Below are 19,688 nucleotides of genomic sequence, written 5' to 3' on the forward strand. Positions count from 1 at the left end.
AGACGAAGAGCGCGCTCATCCACAGAATCGCGGACTGGCTCGACAGGAAATACTTAAGGAAGAACGCGCTATCCGCGCGCGACAGATCGCCCTGATAGATCTGGATTGCCAGCAACGACAGCGCGGCAATGCCCACCATCAGCGGACGCACCGGCTTCCAGCGCCAGCCGAGTACGACGAACACCGGCACGGCCAGGCACAGCACCAGTTTGTCGTAGTAGTTCATGAACGGGTGATAGCGCGATAGCGCGAACCCCGCGCCCGCGACCATCACGACGGCGAACAGCCAGTCGACGACACCGAGACGCTTGAGGAAGGGGCGCTCGTCGAGCAGATCCACCGTTTGAGCCGCGGTCTTTGAGACATCCCACTTAAGCACGGGCGCCGGGTCCGGCGCACCGGCATCAAGAGACGTTCGGGTCAGATTCATGGTCCCCTCCATTGCGCCGATCGCGTCGACAGGATGCCGTCGGCACGCAATTGACTGCTTTCCCGGCGCGCTTCGTTCGACGGCCGCGCCCCAAGGCGCCGTCATCCAGTAGTGGTCCCCGTCCCACAAACGCGCTGCCAGACGTGACCGGGAAACCCGTTGCTATCTTGAGCGCCCGCGTCCCGATTCGCTCCGTAAGTTTCCACTGCAGATTGAAAAAAAAGCGCCCGCCGGGGGGAGACGGTGCGCAAACTGTTCGCCACATCGCCGCTGAAGCCCCCAACCGAGGCGACCTCAACAATGACGCAGGCGTTCTTGCAGGTGCCGCTGCCGTGCAACGGTGCATCCGCGTTGCACAGACCAGACGGACGGCCTGGAATCTGAATCGCCACGTCCACGGGCGCAGCGACACGCAAGTCAACTTGTTCATTGATCGGCCGGCGGGTTGGCCGCTGCCTCGGTCTCTGGAGGAAACGCTTCCACGAAGGCCGCTACGGCGCGCATATCCTGCTCCGACATATTGCCGCAGACCTCCTTCATGATCTCACCGCGAGGTCTTTGAGCGGTGTCGCGCTGGAAAACCAATAGCTGCTTGATGATGTAGTCCGCGTGTTGACCGGCGAGCCGCGGAAACTGATTCATTCCCTCGCCATGCTGGCCGTGACACGAAACGCATGCTGCGACGCCCTTGTCCGGCAACCCGGACACAAAAATCGCTTTGCCTTCGCCAATCAGCGATTGGTCGCCGGATTCACCCAGAGCCGGCTTCTGACTGGAAAAATACGCGGCAAGTTCGTCGATTTGCGCCTCGCTCAGGTGCGTAAAGCCCCACATGAATCTCTTGGCGTTCGGGTCTGATCGGGCATGCGTCTTGAAGTCCGTCAATTGATCGACAATGTATTCCTTTCGTTGCCCCGCCAGCTTGGGAAAGGCCGGCGATACCGAAACGCCGTTCACGCCATGACAGTTCGAGCAGACCTGCAGAGCAATGGTCTTGCCGGCGACTGCCGGGTTATCGACCGCCCTTGACCGGTCCATTTCGTGACAGCCCGATCCTGCAAGCAGCATCCCAAGGGAGATGATTTGCGCCAACGTTTTCATGTCACGAACCTCCAGACTGCGCTTACCGCCCTTAAAGGCTGCGCGACAAAGCGCAGCGCAATGAGTACGTATTTCAACGCCCTCGCTTCCGCCGATACTGCAAAAACGCAAGGCACCTTCCTTTTATTCCAGGGGCAAGTACGACTAACTTGCGTGGGAAACGCCGGCATCGACGTCACCAGTACGCGGCCCATAAATAGACGAACAGCGTGTCGTTGTCCGATGCGTTTCGCCCGGTGCCGTCGTAATTGGATCGGGATCCAAGGTATTTAGTGAAATGCGTGTATTGCAGGCCGACCCGGATGTTCGGCACCGGAATCCAGAAGATCTCGGGTATCCATCCCTGCGTGGCAGGCGAAAAGTTCGCGCTGCTGGCGTAAGCCACGCTGTCGGTGCTGCCCGTCACATTGAAGAAAGCGAGGCTCACGCCATACTTGGCCTGATAGATGTACGACATTTTCAGCAGCATCGATTTGAGATTTGCCGACTGGCTGTCGCCTAAAACGAAATTATTCGGATCACTGATATTCTCATGTGTGTAGCGCGCCTGCGCGGTAATCGTATGCGGTTCCAGCAGGTACTGATACTGCGCATCCACACCGATATCGCGATAGCGGGTCACACCCTGCGTGAAGATCGGGAAAGCGTTTGGATCGTTGGGATAGACATCGGCAAGCAAGCCGAACGTCCCCACCATGATGTTATGCGGGCCCCATTCGCGGGTCAGCGCAACGCGCCAATACGGGTTGTAGCCTTTCAGATAGGTCTGCGGGTGGGCCAGGTCTCCGGCCTTGCTGCCATGACTCAGAAACGACCAGATTCCGTCGGCGGTGCTGTACGCGGTCAGTTCCGCGTACACCATCTTGTTCCAGTACAGGTAGCCGCCGATGCCGACGACCTGCTGCGCCAATGCGCCCTCGATGAGAGGCGTGAACACCGGAGACCCAACCGCGCTCGTCGACGAAGAGAGGTAGGGGTAGCTCCATGCAGGCGCGGTGTTAAAGACGTCCTGCACAGTCGGGTTGTTGTGCAACGTTACGCCCAGTATGAAATCGCTCGCTTCGCCGATGATCCGTTCCACGTAACGGACATCGGTGTTGTCCGATGCCCATTTACCGATCCACCTGCCGTCGCCATTCTGGTGATCGTAGTTCGTGTAGGTATATTGAGCGAACGCGCCGATCTTGTCGGTGATCTTCCCGGCGAGGAAAATGCTGGCCGCATCCCATGTCAGATTGCCGTCTTTGGGCGAGATGGGATTCCCGTTAGCGTCGTTGTTGTGCCGGGTCTTGGTCGCATCGACTGTTCCCATCACGGCGAGCGGGATGGTGCGTTCGCCGAGCGTATATCCGTTCAGCTTGAACATGCGCCCATACGGCGTGAGCTCGGGAAACTGACCGCCGGCGTGGCACGCAATGCAACTTTGTCCTGTTTGCCGTGCGAATATAGGCAGAGCGTGTGCGGTAGAAGCCTGGAACAGACAAAGCGCCACGAAGGCCACCGTCCAACCACAGCGAAGCATCTGATTAAATGCAGGAATACTGATAATAGTCTTTGCCATGGCTATCTCTCCCTGCGCCGTGCTTCACACATTTGCCAACGGCGGAAAAATTCAATGACTGCGTTGCTGTGTCGCGCCTGACGGCAACGAGCGAAATGAGAAGAAGGTCTCGCGACTACGGTGCCCCATTCCGGTGAGGCATTCGCGCCCCCTTGCCACGTTTATATTGTGCAAACCGTCGACAGGAAACGACATGGGTCAACGTCCTATTCTTGCGGTAGGGGAGACGCCCGGCCGCGCGGGCGATGGCGTCTCGTGATTTCTTGCGCGCCAGTCCACGCTTCGTCTCACGACATCGTCACGGCACCATCCAGGCCCCGTCGGCAACGAGCCTGACTCGGTCCGGCTCGGCAAAGCGGACGATATAGCCGCCCTTGGACGCGAAGCGCTGTCCGGGCGCCAGCGTGAGGCGCGGGTAGTAGCCGGTCAGGATGCGGCGTTCAAGCATGTCCTGAATGCGCTCAATCAGGTAATCCCTCTCAAACGCATCGACCATATGACCAAGCGTCTCCGCCAGCAGACCGCACGCGAGATAAGTGTCCGCCTGGACCTGCGGGGCGACCATCGGGATTTTGCGGATCGAGAACCAGCCGAATGCATAGTCGACACGGACACGCCGTCCGTCCGGCAAGTCGAATGGATAGGCGAGGCGCGTGACGCCGCGCCAGCTTGCCGACAACGGTGTGCTATCGAGCCCACCCAGCAGCCCCGACATGAACACGGTGTCCGACGGCGGTGGCAAATGCCCGAGCGCCGCAACGTCGGGCGGACGCAGCCATAGCACCAGCACGTCCCCATGCGAAATTCCGTGCAGGGAGCGCGCGACGCTGTCGCCTGGCGCAAGAGCACGGCTCGACACCGCGATGCCATGGCCCTTCAACGCGGCGGCAAGCGCCTGTGCGCCCCGTTCGCCGTTGTCGCCTGTGCGATAGACCTGCCACACCCTTGTCGTTCCTTGCATGGGTTTGCCATGGGCTTCATCGAGAATCCGCCTCGCAAGCAACTCCGCCTCGAGCAGTACGCCCTTCGAGAAATACACGGAATAGAAATCCTGGTCGGTTTCAACCGGCACTTCCACGTTGGGAAAGAGACACGGCACGGCCTCCTGCTCGCAGAATTCGTGGACCGGCGCCCAGTTTTTGCCGCCGAGTCCCGACAGCACCGCAAACACCGGCTGCTCCACCAGTAGGCGCTTCAACTGTTCATGCCACGTCGACGGCGGTCCGCTCAACTCCCACACATGCAGCTCCCAGCGACGATTGACCATGAACATCATCTTGTGCGACGCGCGTAACGGCGGCGTCGCGCCAAGCGGAAACACGTTCTTGTCATCGAAGTACTGTTTGAGCACATCGAGCATGCCACGCCGTTTCACCGGGTCCGCATCCGGTGTGATGATCGTCGCGAAGTGCAGCACCGTGTCCGTCACACCTGCTGGCCTGCGTCGATCAAGGCGCTTCAGATAGCCGATCAGCGCTGCCATGTCGGTGTCGTTCAACGCGTACTGCGGCATCAGATTGCTGAGCGGCTTGCCCTCCGAATCGAGTCCCTCGCGTATTGCTCTTGCGATCGTCGCATCGGTGTAGGGCTCGCGATTGATGCGCATGCCGGGAATGTACGGGAGGTCGAACTCGTCGGGGTTCTCTACGCGAGCATGGATCAGATACCGGTCAGTGATCGGCGGGATGTTGTTATTCCCCTCTCTGGATCCAAGGCCGCTGCGCCGATGGCAATTCATGCAGGCCGCGGCGGCGCCTCGCAGGTTCACGCCACCGTCGTGCATCGCTTCAAGCGGTTCGCCCGAACCCAGCACGCCTTTCTGGAAGATCGCCTCCCCCGTGTTCGCTGTCGTTACGGGCGGCGACGAGGGGGCAGCGTTCGCCTTGCCTACCGGCGCAATCAACGCGGCGAGCAATGCCCATTGAACGAGCGCGAGCGCCGCGAGCCATCGCACCCGAGCGCTGGCTCCTCGGCTGACCCGGGCGCAGTCCATGGCTAGGGGCCCGGCCGGCTCAGAGCGGGCGACGACGCATCGGCATTCACCGACACCGAGTTGCGCCGGCCCTGCGAGCCCGGTTTCGTGAACATCCCATCGTCAAGCGGCGGATTGAGCGTCACCTTGTCGATCATCAGCTTGTCACCCTTTCCGGCCGCCGCTGCGCCGCTTTCGATCGTGAACGGTATCTGCAAACCGTCGACGCTCCTGTAGTCGCCGTACTTCACTTCCACTGTGACCGGCCCGCGAGGGCCCCGCGCCACGCGGTCGTACTTCACGTCAAGAAAGCTCTGCGCGTCGACCCACACATGACGGGTCACACCGGAAGGCAACTTCACGCCGAGGCGGTATGCATCGTGTCCGTCGACCTTGTCGATACCGTCGAGCGTGACATCGACACCCTTCGCCTGATGGTCGATCAGCAATCCGTCGATGACCTGCTCGTCATGCGCTGAACTCAGCTCGTCCATGGTGTACGGCCGCGCTTCGCCGCCGCCGGTGGCGCTCGGGCTCACCTTCCAGCCTTGTTTGCCGTTGAATACCCGGACAGCCCGGTGGCTGAGCACGGTGACCTCGAAGCGTGTCTTGTTCGGACGTTTCAGCGCGAGCGCAAACGGCATTTCCTCCGCGGGTGTATTCGCACTATCCACGTGCCCGACCCAGACCATCGTCTGGATATTCCGCCATGCGTCGAGCCCTCCCCTCGCGGCGATATTTTTCTCGACGATCTGGTCCGCGCTCAGATCGTGCTCCGGTATTTGCTCGCTCGCGTACACCGCCGCCGTCAGGCAGCCGATGAGCACCCACAGTGCGATTCGTGTCATGGCAGTGGACCTCGCACGATAACGGCTAGTGGCTATTCACCAGCGGCTGCTGGTTCGGCACTTTGGCCATGGCCAGTTGCGGTTTCGCAAACAAGGTATCGTCCGCCGGCGGATTCACCACGACATGGTCGATCGTCAGCTTGTGCGTCGGCTTGACGCCGCTGACGACGGTTTCCAGCGTGTGCGGAATGACGAGCCCATTTTCTTTCTTGTAATCGCGATAGAAGATGGCGACGTCGTGCATCCGGCCGTCGAGCTTGCGTGGTTCGCCGTCGATCTTCAGTTCGAGAAAACTGCTTGCGTCGATCCAGATGCGGCGTGACGTATTGTCTTTCGTCGTCAGCTTCAGGACATACGCGCGATGCCCTTCCACCGATTCCATACCCAGAGCATCCACCCGTGAGCCCTTGCTCGCATAGTCGATCAGCGGCCCTTCCAGGTCAGCCGACGCCGCAGCCGATTTAGCCTCCGCAGGGGTATACGGTTCGACTTCGTCGCGTCCGAGGAAGGGCCTGACCTTCCAGCCCCGCGCGCCGTCGTAGACCTGAAACGCCGTCTGCTCGTTGAAGCGAACCTCGAAGCGGCTCTTGTTCGGCCGCTTCATCGTCATCGTGAACGGCAGCTTTGTGTTCTTCTTGCCACCGGCATCGATCTGCCCTGACATCGTGATCGTATTGACCGCATGCCACGCCTGAAGCCCGCCACGTGCCGCGACGTTCCGCTCGACGATCTGCGCCGCACCAAGATGACTCGCCGCAGCGGCTTGCGCCGTTCCTGCGGCCGAGGCCGCGTATGCGACCGGGCAGGATGCCAGAACACAGGCCACTGAGGCCGCCGAAATCGCCTTCAAAAGAAACCGGGACATGATTCACCTCCCCCATTTGTGTTGCAAATCACCGTGCCGCGATCATTCGACGATCAGTCCGTCGACATGAAGCGAACCGATGAAAATGTCGACGCGCTCGCCGGCCTTGATCGGCCCGCCCTTGTTGGAAAACACCATCCAGTATTCCTGCCCGGCTTCAAGTGGACCGGTCTGGCGCAACGGCCCGACCTTGTCCATCACCGGAATCTCGAGCACCGCGTGGCTCGTTTGCCCGTACAGGTAGGCGGTCGCGGTCTTCTCGCCGAGCAGATGCGCCGCCACCGGATCCGTCACGCGATAGTTGAAGCGGATCAGATTGCCCGATGCGGTGCGGCGCACACTCAGGTTATCGATGCCCTTCATCATCCCGTAGTAGTTCTTCGCGTGCTGCGACACACTCACCGGCAAATACGGCGAGTGCCTGGCCGTGAGCGCCGGCGGCGCGCTCTGCTGGGCCGCGACCCCTTGAACCAGGGTCGCGGCCAGCCACACGCTGCTCGTGAACAGCACCGCCGGCTTTGTCGAGGGGGACCGAAGTTTCATTACAGCCCCCTCACCGTATGACCGCAGGCAGCGTCTGCGCCGGGGTCAGCGGCGGCACCGGTGGCGTCACGACGGGCAGTTTCGGCGCCACTAACTGGAACAGCCCGAGCAGACCACCCGTCGACGAGCCACCCAATGCGAGCGGATCGATCGGCGGAGGGGTGCCGCCCAACAAGCCTGGCTGCACGACCTCGACCGCGCCGATGTCGATGGCGGCGCCCTGCGGCCTCGACGTGCCGAAGATGTCGTGATTCGGCGCACCGGCCGCCGTGCCGGCATTGATTGCTGGCGAACCCGTATTGATCGAGTAGTTGCCCAGCACTACGTTATAGCCGGTCATGCCCGACGTGAGCGCTTCGTTGAACAGCGACAGCGGACCGTACGACATGTTGATCCACTGGTTGCCTTCATCCGGCGTCGCCGACGGCATCAGGGTGAACAGCGGATTCGGAAGAACCGTATCGGCGATACCCGGCGGTACCGTGATGCCGATTCCGCCCGCTTCCGGCGGCACACGCGAGCCATTGCAGTACTGGTGCACCACCGCCGGATTCAGATTGCTGTTGTGCGCTCCCGGGTAGTCACCGGCGTCAGTCAGAATCGAGTACTGCGGGTGCATCGTCAAAGCCGCTTGACGACTGCTGGCCGAGGTGTCGCCGAACGCGCCAATGTCCCAATAGACTGCGTTCGGATCGCAGAAGCCTGTCGCCTTCCCTGCCTGATTCAACGACGGGTTCAACGTGACCGCGTTCTGCAGGCCCGCGATGTTCGGATTCTTTCCTCCCACGGTGATATAGAACGTGCGGTTCTGCCAGAACACGTTATTGGTCAGCACCGGGTTCGAGAACGTCGTGCAGTTGGGCAACCCCGCCGGACATGCCACGCTCTGATTGGTGAACGCGACGATGAAGTTCCCCGTGTGGCGCGCGGTCTCCAGCCCAGCCGGCTCGAATGTCGACGTCGTGATCGGAGAGCACGTCGTTTCCGATCCAACCGTCGTGCAGTTCGGCGGCCCGACGTTGGCCTGCGTGGCCGCGGGCGTGTTGAACAGCACGCCAGCGGACGCCGTCGAGTCGTTGGAGACCACCGTGTTGTTGATGAAGTTCACGGCTACCGCATCCTGCAGGGAGACACCGCCTCCTGCCCACCCGGCCACGTTGTTCGCGATGATGTTGTTGGTCACGCGAACCTGATACCACGCGCTCGAGTTGTTGGGACTGCGTTGCACGTCTGTGCCGTTGACGCTCTGCAGCCGCAACCCACCGCCCTTGCCGCTCTCCGCCGTGTTGCCGACAATCAGATTGCCGTCGATCATGAGGCCCGGGCCAACGCCATCCGAAAGCTGAGGCGCGCAATCGATGTCCACCGTCGAGTTCTCGCAGAACGTGCCGTCAGGCGGTACGCCTTGGGCGATGATGCCGCCACCGTACGTGGGCAGCGTCGGGTTGTTGCTCTGGTTGAACAACACCCAGTTGTGCGAGATGTCGCCGTTATAGCTGAAGCCGAAGTGCGCGATACCGCCGCCGTCGCCGGCACTGATGTTGCCGCAGACCCAGTTGTAGTTGAAGTGATAGTAGTCGGCACCATTGCAGAAGGTCACGCCGCCCGCCGATGAAGGCGTGGTCGAGTTGATTTCGTCGCCATACGAAGCATTCGACGTCACCGCGTTGTTGTGAATGTTCACATGCTGGTTGAGCAGGAACGGCAACTGCGTCACGCCGTCCGCGGCGATCGTCGCTTCGGCAGTTTCGACCTGGCCTACCGTGATGCCGCCTGTGAGCGTCCCTGCGTTGGCGAAGACACGGTTGTTCGAGACCTCCGTGTAATGGTTCCAGCCGTGCAGGAAGATCCCTCCGCCGCCTTGCGAGCTGTTGGTGAAGGTCATGCCGTCGATACGCGACGGATTGCACAGGAAGTTGCTCGGGTAGTTCGTGCAATCCGGCGGGTTCGGCTGGAGCAGGGTCGGGCCAGTGAGCGGCGTGCAAATGCCGTTCGCGATGCAGTTCGGGTCGGGTTGCGAGTTCACGTCCTTCACGCCCTTGGCGAGCACGGTAATGGCCGCACCTTCATATGCGCCCATCAGCGTCGGCTCGATCAGCAGTTCAGCCAGGTTGCCGTTGAGGTTGAAATCCCATCCGGAGGCGGGTTCGAAAGGTATCGCATCCACCTTGCGCTGCATCGTGGACGCACAGGAATACGTGCCGGTCGGATCGTACGGATTGCTCGCCGAGATCAGGCCGCCGTTCAAAGCGTCGCCGAAGAGACAGCCCACCTGCCTGCGCCACGGGTCCATCTTGCCCGACGGGTGGGTGTTCGCGTTGACGGTCACCGCCGTCGCACCGACACCTTGCAACCGCACGGGCTTCCACATCAGCAGCATTTCGTTATAGACGCCCGGACCGACGATGATCATGTCGCCTGGGGTCGCCTTATCGATCGCGGTCTGAATCGCGTTGCTCGTGGCGTTCTCGCCATTCACATAGGTTGGCGTCTTGCCGCCGATCGTGACCGTGACCGTGTCGATCGAGCGCTTGCCGTTGGCCGCCGTGATGACGAGTTCACCGCAGGACGTGGGATTCAGCACGCCACGCTGCTGGATCGTGCAGCTCGACTGCGAGCCGACCAGGATGGGCACCTGGCCTGTGATCGTGGTGTCGCTCCATGAAACATTGTTCATCGGAACACCGCCGATCGTGGCGTTCTTGCACGGGCCGATGGCCGGGCATGTCGAAGGCCGGCTGCCAAAGCCATAGTGACGCGTCAGGAACTTCTGATTGAACGGCGCCGTGGTCGCAGCCGGACCCGTGTAGGCATGGTTCGGCACCTGCTGGTTGCCCTGAGCGTTGATGGTCAGCGTGCGGGTGGCAACGCTCACCCAGGGTCCCGCGCCGGCGCCGAGCGAGTCGCCCGTTACGCTGGAAATCGCCGGCGTGGCATCCGGGTACGCGCAGTCAGGCTGGTTGTAGCCCTCCGCGAAGGCCGAGACCGGCACCACTGGCGTATCCATGTACTGGGTCTGTCCAGGCATGAACGGAATCTCGTAACAGAACTGGCTGTATGCCGTGTTAAACAGAGGATCGCGAATCGTCTGGCCAGGATGCGCCGGATCGGGCATATCAGGATCGTTCATGCAGGCGACCATCATCGTCGGCGCATAGCCGGTGGGGTTCGGCGGGTTGACCTGCCAGGTCGAATAGTTCAAGCCGTTGAAGATGCCCCATTGATCCGTATATGTGCGAGCGACTTCGTTGCCGGCGAAATCCTTCATCGAGATCGGCACGTTCGGCACCGCAAACTTTTCACCGAATTGCGGCGAATACGGATCGAACTCCGAAGAGAAGTCATCCAGCATGAAGCCGGTGTAGTGCGCGGCCACGTGCGTCGAACTGAAGATCCAGAACTTCGTCAGCACTGTAGACTGGCTCGTCAGGTTAACTTCCTTGCGGTCGCACAGGTGCCGGGAGGCGCCCGCGAACGGCGCGACTTCCTGCGAACCCGGGAACAAGCTGATGTAGTCGGGCACGATGCGCAGCTCACCGACGCAAGGCCAGGAGGTTTCGATGCTGCCCGTGTCGCCCTCGCCCCGCGAGTAGGTGGTGGAGCCCAGGTCCTGGGTCGGATTCTGCGGATTGTTCCGGTTATAGGTGGAGTTCACCGCAGCCTGGTCGGGCAGGATGAAGATGGCGCCGATGCCGGCGAACTGCTGCGTGACCGGCGCAATATAGTTGTCGCCGATCAGGATGTTCTTGTCTTCCTCCTTCACCAGTTCGTAGCCCGGCGGCACGATCACTTCGACCACGTACTTGCCGGCAGGCAGCATCTGCGTACCGTCGCCCGAAGGATTGGCCACACAGACCGTGCAGTTCGTCGCGGTCGGCTTGCCGGTCGTCGTGCTCCGGCCCGTCACGCTGGGGAATTTGTACATCCCGTCGTACGGCGCGGGCTGCAACTGGTTGAACGCGTGCATGCCGTCGTAGCACTTGAACTGCGAATGCGCCGGCAACGCACGCTTCTGCGCGTCGAGCCATTGCGGGGTGTCCTTCAACGTGAAGAAGAACGGGTCAGTGGTCTCCTGTCCCGGACAGTTCATGTTCGGCACGCCGTCGGAGCGGAAGCCCTGCGCCCAGTCATCCCAGCTAGCGGTCTTGGTCGTGTCCACCAGCGTCAGGCTGGTCGTGCCGTCCGCCGCGACGCCCTCCTGATACAGGTTCACCGTGACGTTCGGCACGTCCGGCGTCCACTTTGTGTGGATCAGCAGCGAAGGATCGTCGAACGGCCGCGTCGACGCGTAGATGACTTCGCCCCGGATGCCGCCGTTTTCAGTCGCGCCAAACTGCGCCTTGCCGAACTCGATAAAGGAACTCTGCCCCGAGAAGCCCTGCCAACCCATCGTAGTCACCCACGGCGGATCGACTCTGCCGGTCGAAGGATTCGAACCCGTACGGTCCTTGCAGTCCGCGTCGTTGCAATACACCGCGCCCGGTACCCGGAGGTTCGTGGGCAGGTGCGCCGTCGCGGATTCCAGAGTGTTGGCGTAGTTGGCCGCAATGGTCGAGGTGCCGCCGCCGGGTGTGCCGTCGGGCGGGCCGCCGGCGTCGTAGACCACGTGGACGCCAGTCTGCTTGAAGCGGGTTTCGTCGGTGTCGACGACGTACCAGTTGAACAGCGGGAACACTTCGTTAAACGACGCATAGCCGTTCAGGTCCGTGTTGTTGAAGTTCGAATAGCTGCCGTCGCGGAAGCGGATATTGGTCGGAACCAGCGGGAGCCCTGGCGAACTCGTCTGCGAGACGCCGGAGCCGGTCGTGTCCATGAACGTCCGGGTGTAGAGATTCGTGTGCCATTGGAGCACCGAAAGATCCCCGACATCCACAGTCTGGCCGGTCGCCAGTTGCACCGCAGTCGCGAGCCCGTCGACGATCTGATCGTTCCATTGATCGAAGATCGTGATTCTGAACGTGCCTGCGGGCAAGCCGCTAAAGCTGAACGTCCCGTCGGCGTTGCACTTGGTGAACGCCATATCCTCGCCGTCCGGATCGCCGACGCTGACATAGCACTGCGTGAAACTCAGCGAGGTACGCGAGCCGGCGCCATACAGATTCTCGTTCGGCGGACGGCTGTAGTGCAGGTTCGTTACCCTGCCCTTGAGCCCGCTGGTGCACGTCGCACCTGCGCAAAGGAGCGGCAGGCGAGCATTGATGATTTTCGGATTGGCAAAGCCGACCGCCACGTGAAAGCCTGCCGGCCCGAACTCCTGGAAGTACGCCGGCCCACCGACCTTGATGAACGCGTCGTGTGCCTTCTGTCCGTCCAGCGTGTTCGTCTGCAGCCATTCCTCTCCCCTGCCGATCCGGTCGGCTGCCGGCGTCGCGACGACGCCGTACCGGCCTGGCATCAGGTTGGCAATGATGGCCTGGCCGACGAGCGGCGACACCGTCTTGCCGTCCGACTCGAATTTCGGACACGTTGGGACCATGCCGACAATTCCGTCCGTCGCCGTCGAAATCGGGCAGGCATTGAGCCCCGTGACCGGATCGATGGTCCCCTGCAAGGAATTGGACAGCGGCATGTTGAACATGTCGTAGGTCATCTGTCCGGTTGCGTCGCCGGTGCCGCCCGCGTCGTCCCAGAGCTTGATTTCGAACCCGCCAAGTCCTGGTTCGCGCGCGGTACCGAACGTGTCGGTGCCGCCACTGACGTCCACTTCGCCATTCACCGGTGCGTCGTCTTCGAAGACAAACACCGAGACCTTCGCGGTCGCCATCGGCGTCTCCTGCAACAGCACGTTGACGCTGGTCTGTCCGGGCGCGATCGGGGCGCCGCCCATGGTGTGGCCGCACTTACCCGTGCCCGGCGCAAAATCCGCGCCGCCGGGACCCGACGGGCAGTCTTTGGAAATGTCGAACTGTCTCTGCGGCCCGGTCGGGTTCGCCGGATTAACCGGTTGCGGCAAGCCCGCACCGTTCCCAAAGCTGTTACCGGCGTCCCCGGGCAAGATCGAGATGTAGTAGTGCTTCTTCGGATCGAGCGCCACCTGGCTCGGATTGACCGGCACCTGTTGCGCAGCCGTAGTGCGGCACACGCCGTTGCCGATATCGCACACGGCCGGCAAGTGCGAGTTGCTCGCCGGGTCGTATACCGTTTGCCCCGACTCGCAGGCGACCTTGCCGACACAACCTGCTGCCACCACCGGCATGTAGCTGGTGTGGAAATTTGCGCCGAGGCTGGGAACCGGCAGCGGCGGGCACGTAGCCGGGCGCGTTGTCGCGGTCGTCTGGCATGCGGGATCAATCTGGAAGGTACGGTCTTCCTCGATGATCCAGCGGTAGTCGGCAAGCTGAACCGCGGTCTTGCCCGGCGCCGTGCTCGGCGCGTCCAGCGGCTTGACGATAAGTCCGCTGCCGCCCTTGAACGTCACCGTCACGGTCGCGGCGGTGCTCGACGTGTTCTGCGAATTCTTTGCCGTGTATTTGAACGTCATGGTGGCAGTCGCAGTGCTGCCGACCGGCGGCGTCGTCGGAATCGCGGTGAACGATCCGTCCGGATTCAACGTGACGGTCCCGCCTGTCACAGCACCCGAAATCGCCGCGGTGAGCGGCAGCCCCTTCGGATCCGAGGCATTGGCCAGCACGCCGGGCGCGCCGATTTGCAGCCGCGACGCGATGTTGCTGACGTAAGCGCCATTGCTGGCCACCGGCGGGCCAGACAGACAACCGTTGCCGGCGCTGCAGGCTGACAGCGTGACCGTCGCCGATACCGCGGGATTGCCGTTGGCCTGATACACAAAGCTGTCAGCTGTCGTACCGGCATTCGGCACATAGACGAACGTGCCATCCGGGTTCAGCGTCAGCGCGCCGCCGGTGGTCGTCGTCTTGACCTCCACGCCGTAAACATTCACGTCCTTGGCTTTCACGCCCTTGGCAGGATCCGACACGGTCAACGTGGTGCCCGGGACAAAGAAGTAGGCAGCGGAATTGGCAATCGCATTCTGATTCGCGGCCCCAGCCGTCGGCAGCACGCCGCCATTGACGGCGACATAAGCCTGCATCCCGCCGTCACGCTGATTGTTTGTAGACAGGCTCAGTTCGCGGTCGAACACCGGAAGCGCCGTTGCGCCTGTAGCCGGTGCGTTGATCATCACGTCGTAGGTTTTGCCCGCGGCCAGAAACACTTCCGACTGGACTCGCGTGTTACCGGGCAACACATTGCCGTCTTCGGCGATCAGCGAGAAACCGGAAGCGACGGGATTGCCGGTTTGTGCACCGACTATCGACGGAACGTGCATCCGCAAACCGGCGTTCACGAAACGCACGAGCACCTGGCCTGTCGCAACAGGCGCGGTGGCGGCAAACGAAGACCCGCCGGGATTGGTGCGGTCGAAGGCGACGCCGTTGATCAGGTAGTAGCGCGGATCGTAGTTCACGGTCGGCGGATAGCAGGTGCCGAACGCCGTCGACTTCGAATCGCCGCAGCCGCCGGGCTGACCCGACCACGCCAGGGTTTCGCTGAAGCCTGTCGTCGTCACCGCCGCTGCGACAGCCGTGTTTTGCACGGGATCGATTTCGCTCAGCACAAGCGGTACGTCGGCGTCGTAGCAAATAGCCGGACTCGTATAGGCCTGATACGTCTGCGACGTCACAGGGCAGCTCACGGTGCCGCCGACGGGTGCCTTCACCACCAGCACGCCGTATAGTCCCATCGGCCCCTGGATCGACGGATGTGTTCCCGACTCGATCAGGTAAGTGCCGGGGCTGAGGTTGCTCCAGGTGAGCGAGGTAGTCTTGCCGGTCGCCACCTCGGTTGCAAACGACTGGACACGAGGCCCTTGCGCGGGCGGCGTGAAAGTCGCGCCGCTCGCGGTGGTGGCAATCGGCCAGGTTGTTGCGGTCTGCGTCGGATGCGGCGGACTCGGCATGCTCGTCGCCGTCGTCCCCAGCCCGCCGCCCAACTGCCCCACCACGACGAGCGAGGTCGGCACGGCACCGGGCAAGCTATTGGTGAGATTGACCGTCAGCGGTCCTGGCGGCACGGTGATCACCACAGGCGACCAGTTCGCTCCGGCGCCCGAATTTGCCGCCGCACAGGTCGCCGGCGCAACCGCAGCCGGCGTACAGGTGTAGCCCCACATCGGCACCGCCTGCCCGTCGGGCAGCGTGGCAGTCGTCGCCTTCGCCGTCAGATTGACGACTTGAGCAAAAGATATGCTGCTGGCAGTCAGCAGAATGGACGCTGTGACCCCTGCCTTGAGCACGGCGAAGAGGGTCGCCTTAAACTGAGTGGATCTCATCGCGCTTCTCCCCGCCTCTAATTGGATTCGTCAATCAGGAAAACCTGTGGATCGACGAGCATCATCATCATCATTCCGCCTGGGAAGATGTTGTTCGTAGTGATCTCGCGCTCGTTATGCGAGTGCCACATGAATGCAAACCCTGCTTCCGTTGCGGGTGGATTCGCGATCGTCCCGCTCGGCGGCGTGGTCCCGGTTGGCGCAGTGGCGCGTATGGTCGCGTCAGGCCCAAGATAAGGACTGCCACCAAACCAGAAGCCGTTGGTCACCACATGCGAATCCGGCAGGGTGACCGGCCCGCCGCTGCCGACGTTGCCGAACGGATGCGCTTCGAGCGCCTTGCCGTGATCGGCGCACCACTCGTAGTAGTTCGGCGCGAGCGGGTCGGCCGTGTAATAGCCGTTCACGTCCGGAATGCAGACGACCGGTTTGCCGACGTAAGCCGCATATTTCGGGTCAGTATCGGTGTACAGGTCCCCAGGCTTATGCCCATAGACATCCCAGTTCAGGCCCTTGCCTGTCCAGTAGAAAATTCCATCCATCGTGAGGCCCGGCGTCGTGGTCGTCGTGAACAGCAGCGGTCCGGCCACCTTGGTCGGGTCCGTCTTGCTGAGCAGCATGTTTCCATCGCGCGCCAGCACCCGCACGTGATTGCCGTGCTCGTGGAACGGATGCTGCCAGCGGCCGGTGCCGATGATCCGCAACAGCACCAGTTCACCCGGATGCATGTGCGGATTGCCGTTGTAGGGCTGATGCGGATACTGCACCGCGTAGTTCGGGTCCATGTCGTCCGGCATCGAGCGGCCGTTGACCATGAAATAGGCCGGGTGATAGGGCTCCGTCTCCACGGTCATGCAGCCGTTCGGCGCCGTGCACGCGTTCGCCGCCTGTTGTTCCGCCTGCACATGGATGCGTGGATCCAATTCGGAGAACTGGAACAGATACTCGCGGTCGTAACAGGCCGCGCTGTGGTTATAGGCCGCGCCGGCATTGCGGAAGTCCGGCTGCCCGTCCGGCAGCGTCGCCGCGACCGCGCGACAACCAGTAGGCACCGCAACCGTGCCGGGCGAGGAGGTCGGCAAAACGATGATCGCGCCATACAGGCCCATCTCGATCTGCAGATCGCCCTGCGTGCCGCTGTAGTAGGCATGCGTGCCAGGCGTCGCCGCGACGAAGCTATACGTGACCGTGCTGCCGTGGGCAGCCTCGCGGGTCAGCAATCCCGGCGAGCCGGTGAGCGCGGCAGGACAGGTCCCGTCGGGGTTCAGCACCGCGGCGCAGACCTGGAATCCCGGAAAGAGGATCGACGTGTTGCCCGCCGCCGCCGGCAGGTTATTGGTGAGCGTCACGGTGACGACGTCGCCCTGCTTCACGATCAGCGTCGGACCGGGAATCTGCATGCTCGGACAGTTCGCGCCCGCGATCGTGGATGGCGAAAAGCCGGACGGCGCCGTGCGGCATCCATAGCCCCACGAATAAATGCTCACGCCGTCGGGCTGGGTAATACGGTTCGCCTCGGCACTCAAATCGAAGTGCGTCCCCGTGATGCCGGGCGCGGCGGCTTGCGCGTGCATGCAGACGAGCGTGGCGAGCATCGCCGCGCCGAACCGTGCAAGACGCCCAAGGCGCGCGAGCGTGGCGATCCATGTGGTGTGATTGATGTGTCCCACGGCTCTTCTCCTAGGTGCAGGACTTCTTGGTCGGGTCCACTGCGTTGCAAATGTGGACCTCGGTCATCAAGCCGCCAAAGTTCTCCTGGTCGTTGGCCAGGTGATCGAGATTCGGCGTGTACAGGTAATAGATCGCACCCGGCTTATATTTCGTCGTGTCGCTGGCGTCGAGGATCACATCGATCGATTCGCCGCCCCCCAACGTGATCGAGTTCGTGTTGTAGGTCAGGTCGTTGCCGGACATGTCGCGCAGCAAGCGGGCGTTGACACCGACTACGTGCATCGGAATGCCCAGCGACGCCAGCGTCTGAAACTCAGTGACGTCCAGATCCGAGATCCGCAGCAGCGCCCTGCCGCCCGCCGGAATGTTGATCAGCGTCGGCAGCGGTTGCGAAAAGTGCGGTGTGCCGTCGGCGACCTGTGTCGACAGCGGGTTCGGATTCACGGTGTCCGGGTAGCTGCGTCCGTTCAACATGAAGAGCTTGTCCTTCATGTCGGTGAACGGCTCCGGATTGAACGTCATGCCGATGAAGTGGAAGTTCGGATCGAAGCCGTGTATCTGCACCGGATACTCGACGTCGTAGGCGGTCGAACCGTCGCCGTCGTTGTACGCGTACAGCGTCGGCGTACCGCTCTTATTGTTCAAGTGGGCCACGCCGTTCGCCGGCGGCAGCGGTGTCGTGCACAGAATGTCGTTGCCACACGCCGTACGCAGATCCTTTTGCTGCAGCAGCAGCGAGCTATACAGCGACGCACCGCCGGGAACGCGGTTCTGGCGAGGCCGTACGAAGATCTGGCCGACCATGCCCATCTGCAAGTGTTCGGGCGGTGTGATGTGGCAGTGCCAGAAGTAGGTGCCTGCATCCGGCGCGAGATAGTAGTACGTAAAGCTCGCGCCGATGTTGATCGCCACCGACGCGTCCGGCACGCCGTCATAAAACGACGATGCGTTCGGGTAGCCGTGGAAGTGCACCGTGTGCCGCTCGAACAGGTCGGGGCGCATGATCATCCCGACGTTCGTCAGCGTGAGGAAGAACTCGTCGTCCTCGTCGATCGCCATCGTCGGCGCCGGCTCGTTGCCGTTCATCACGCCGATATCCATGATGGGGCGCGGATCGACGTGGCCGGTCAACTGGCCCGGAGGCACAGATTCCGGATCAGGCACGAGGCCGACCGCACCGTTGTAGGTCGGGTCCGACCTTGGGTCGCCGACGGCGTTGAACACCGAGGCGAACTCGGTGCCGGGAAGACCGGCCTTGATGTCGGCAAGCCCGGACAACGGGCCGAAAGCGAACAGGTAGGTCTGCACGCCGTTCGCCATCGTGGCGTAACCATCACCGCCCGAGATCTGCTGGCACTTGACCGCGCCGTTGATGACGCCGGTCGACGTGGAGGTCTGTCCCGTGTAGGACGGCCCGGTGTAGGCGGGCTCCCCCGTACCGGGCGGCAGCGCCGTCGGATGCGCCGGCGTGGTCGGCGGGCATTGCACCCGGAACGACTGGCCGAACGAAGGAACTGCAAATAGCAGGAACAGCAGCGCGGCAACACTGCTGTGATAAGCGCGGGTACTGAACATATGACCTCCGTCCCAGGGGTCAGCCAGCGCCATACGCGCTGGACGTCATGCTCTACTGCGAATGCGGGCTGGTTACGTCGTTACATCAGTCCGTATCTGGATTCTGAACAAGAGCGACGGAGCCTGGGATGGGTCACCCCCCTACACTTGCAGTAGGGCAAACCCAGTGACGTTCTTCGGATTGGCCGGCCGGAGTAGGAAAAACGCCGTGCGTCGATCGCGTCTGGCACCTGGCCGGGTTCTCGGCCAATGCCTGGCGGGTGCATCAGGTCCATTCAATTTCTTTCGATTAGCTTTCGGTGGAAGATTGAATACAGACCGACCTTTCGAGCGGTTCGAGCTTTGGCGAACTGTGTGAAGACGAGCTTCGGAAATAGTCAACCTCAGATCTGGTACGCTGCGCCCTTTGCTACGGATTGCATTGGACTCGATGGAAACTCCTTTCAACGATCGCGGCGTGTCGGTCACGCGTAACGCACTCTCGTCGGCCGGCCAGGTCTTTCCGCTGCGCGACATCGTCGACGTGCAAGTCGTCACCGTGCAGAAGAACAAAGCGCTGCCGCGTGCGATCTCGCTCGTCGGACTCGTGGGCGTTATTGTCGGCGGGATATTGCGCTCGCCGGTCGGCGTGGTGTGCGGCACGATGCTGATCGTGGTCGGCTGGCTCACCTGGGCGACCCAGGACATCACGCATCGTCTGATGGTGCAGACCGCGAATGGCCTGCGTGAGGCACTCATGAGCACCGATCGCGAGTTCGTCGAGCGCGTCGCCGCGGCCGTGCACGAGGCGCAGGCCGTCACTGCGGCGCCCAAGGCCTGAGCAGTCGCCGTCCGC

At 62.2% G+C, this 19,688-nt stretch carries 10 protein-coding genes and 1 pseudogene; 1 reads left to right on the top strand and 10 read right to left on the bottom strand.

Annotated elements, in window-relative coordinates:
* From FSO04_RS32570 to FSO04_RS32615, 10 genes and pseudogenes are all read right to left on the bottom strand, one after another.
* A pseudogene (locus FSO04_RS32570) lies at positions 1–430 on the bottom strand (c-type cytochrome biogenesis protein CcsB); the annotation flags it as partial.
* Between the two features lie 426 nt (positions 431–856).
* Entirely contained in the window at positions 857–1,531 is a 675-nt protein-coding gene (locus FSO04_RS32575; RefSeq protein ID WP_154565700.1) for a c-type cytochrome, read from the bottom strand.
* A gap of 175 nt (positions 1,532–1,706) precedes the next feature.
* Entirely contained in the window at positions 1,707–3,092 is a 1,386-nt protein-coding gene (locus tag FSO04_RS32580; protein ID WP_233465052.1) for a cytochrome C, read from the bottom strand.
* 298 nt (positions 3,093–3,390) lie between these two features.
* Positions 3,391–5,085 carry a c-type cytochrome gene (locus FSO04_RS32585; RefSeq protein WP_154565701.1) on the bottom strand — a complete coding sequence of 565 codons (1,695 nt, stop codon included), beginning with the start codon at positions 5,083–5,085 and terminating at the stop codon, positions 3,391–3,393.
* A gap of 2 nt (positions 5,086–5,087) precedes the next feature.
* Positions 5,088–5,912 (bottom strand): LolA-like protein, encoded by an 825-nt coding sequence (locus FSO04_RS32590; RefSeq protein WP_154565702.1) that lies wholly within the window; start codon positions 5,910–5,912, stop codon positions 5,088–5,090.
* Between the two features lie 25 nt (positions 5,913–5,937).
* Positions 5,938–6,777, bottom strand: coding sequence for a LolA-like protein (locus FSO04_RS32595; RefSeq protein ID WP_233465053.1), 840 nt, complete (start codon positions 6,775–6,777; stop codon positions 5,938–5,940).
* A gap of 42 nt (positions 6,778–6,819) precedes the next feature.
* Positions 6,820–7,320, bottom strand: a complete 501-nt coding sequence (locus tag FSO04_RS32600) for a hypothetical protein (RefSeq protein WP_154565703.1) — start codon at positions 7,318–7,320, stop codon at positions 6,820–6,822.
* A gap of 10 nt (positions 7,321–7,330) precedes the next feature.
* Complete coding sequence (locus FSO04_RS32605) at positions 7,331–15,607, bottom strand: choice-of-anchor Q domain-containing protein (protein ID WP_166618298.1); 8,277 nt, start codon at positions 15,605–15,607, stop codon at positions 7,331–7,333.
* A gap of 17 nt (positions 15,608–15,624) precedes the next feature.
* Entirely contained in the window at positions 15,625–17,277 is a 1,653-nt protein-coding gene (locus FSO04_RS32610; protein ID WP_408384638.1) for a multicopper oxidase domain-containing protein, read from the bottom strand.
* Positions 17,278–17,287: 10 nt separating this feature from the next.
* The gene (locus FSO04_RS32615) at positions 17,288–18,853 is read right to left on the bottom strand and encodes a multicopper oxidase domain-containing protein (protein WP_154565704.1); all 1,566 of its coding nucleotides are present in this window, start codon (positions 18,851–18,853) and stop codon (positions 17,288–17,290) included.
* 430 nt (positions 18,854–19,283) lie between these two features.
* Between FSO04_RS32615 and FSO04_RS32620 the strand changes: the two genes are divergently transcribed.
* Positions 19,284–19,673, top strand: coding sequence for a DUF6232 family protein (locus FSO04_RS32620; RefSeq protein WP_154565705.1), 390 nt, complete (start codon positions 19,284–19,286; stop codon positions 19,671–19,673).
* Positions 19,674–19,688: the final 15 nt, after the last annotated feature.

The sequence above is a fragment of the Paraburkholderia madseniana genome (assembly GCF_009690905.1).
Lineage (GTDB): Bacteria > Pseudomonadota > Gammaproteobacteria > Burkholderiales > Burkholderiaceae > Paraburkholderia > Paraburkholderia madseniana.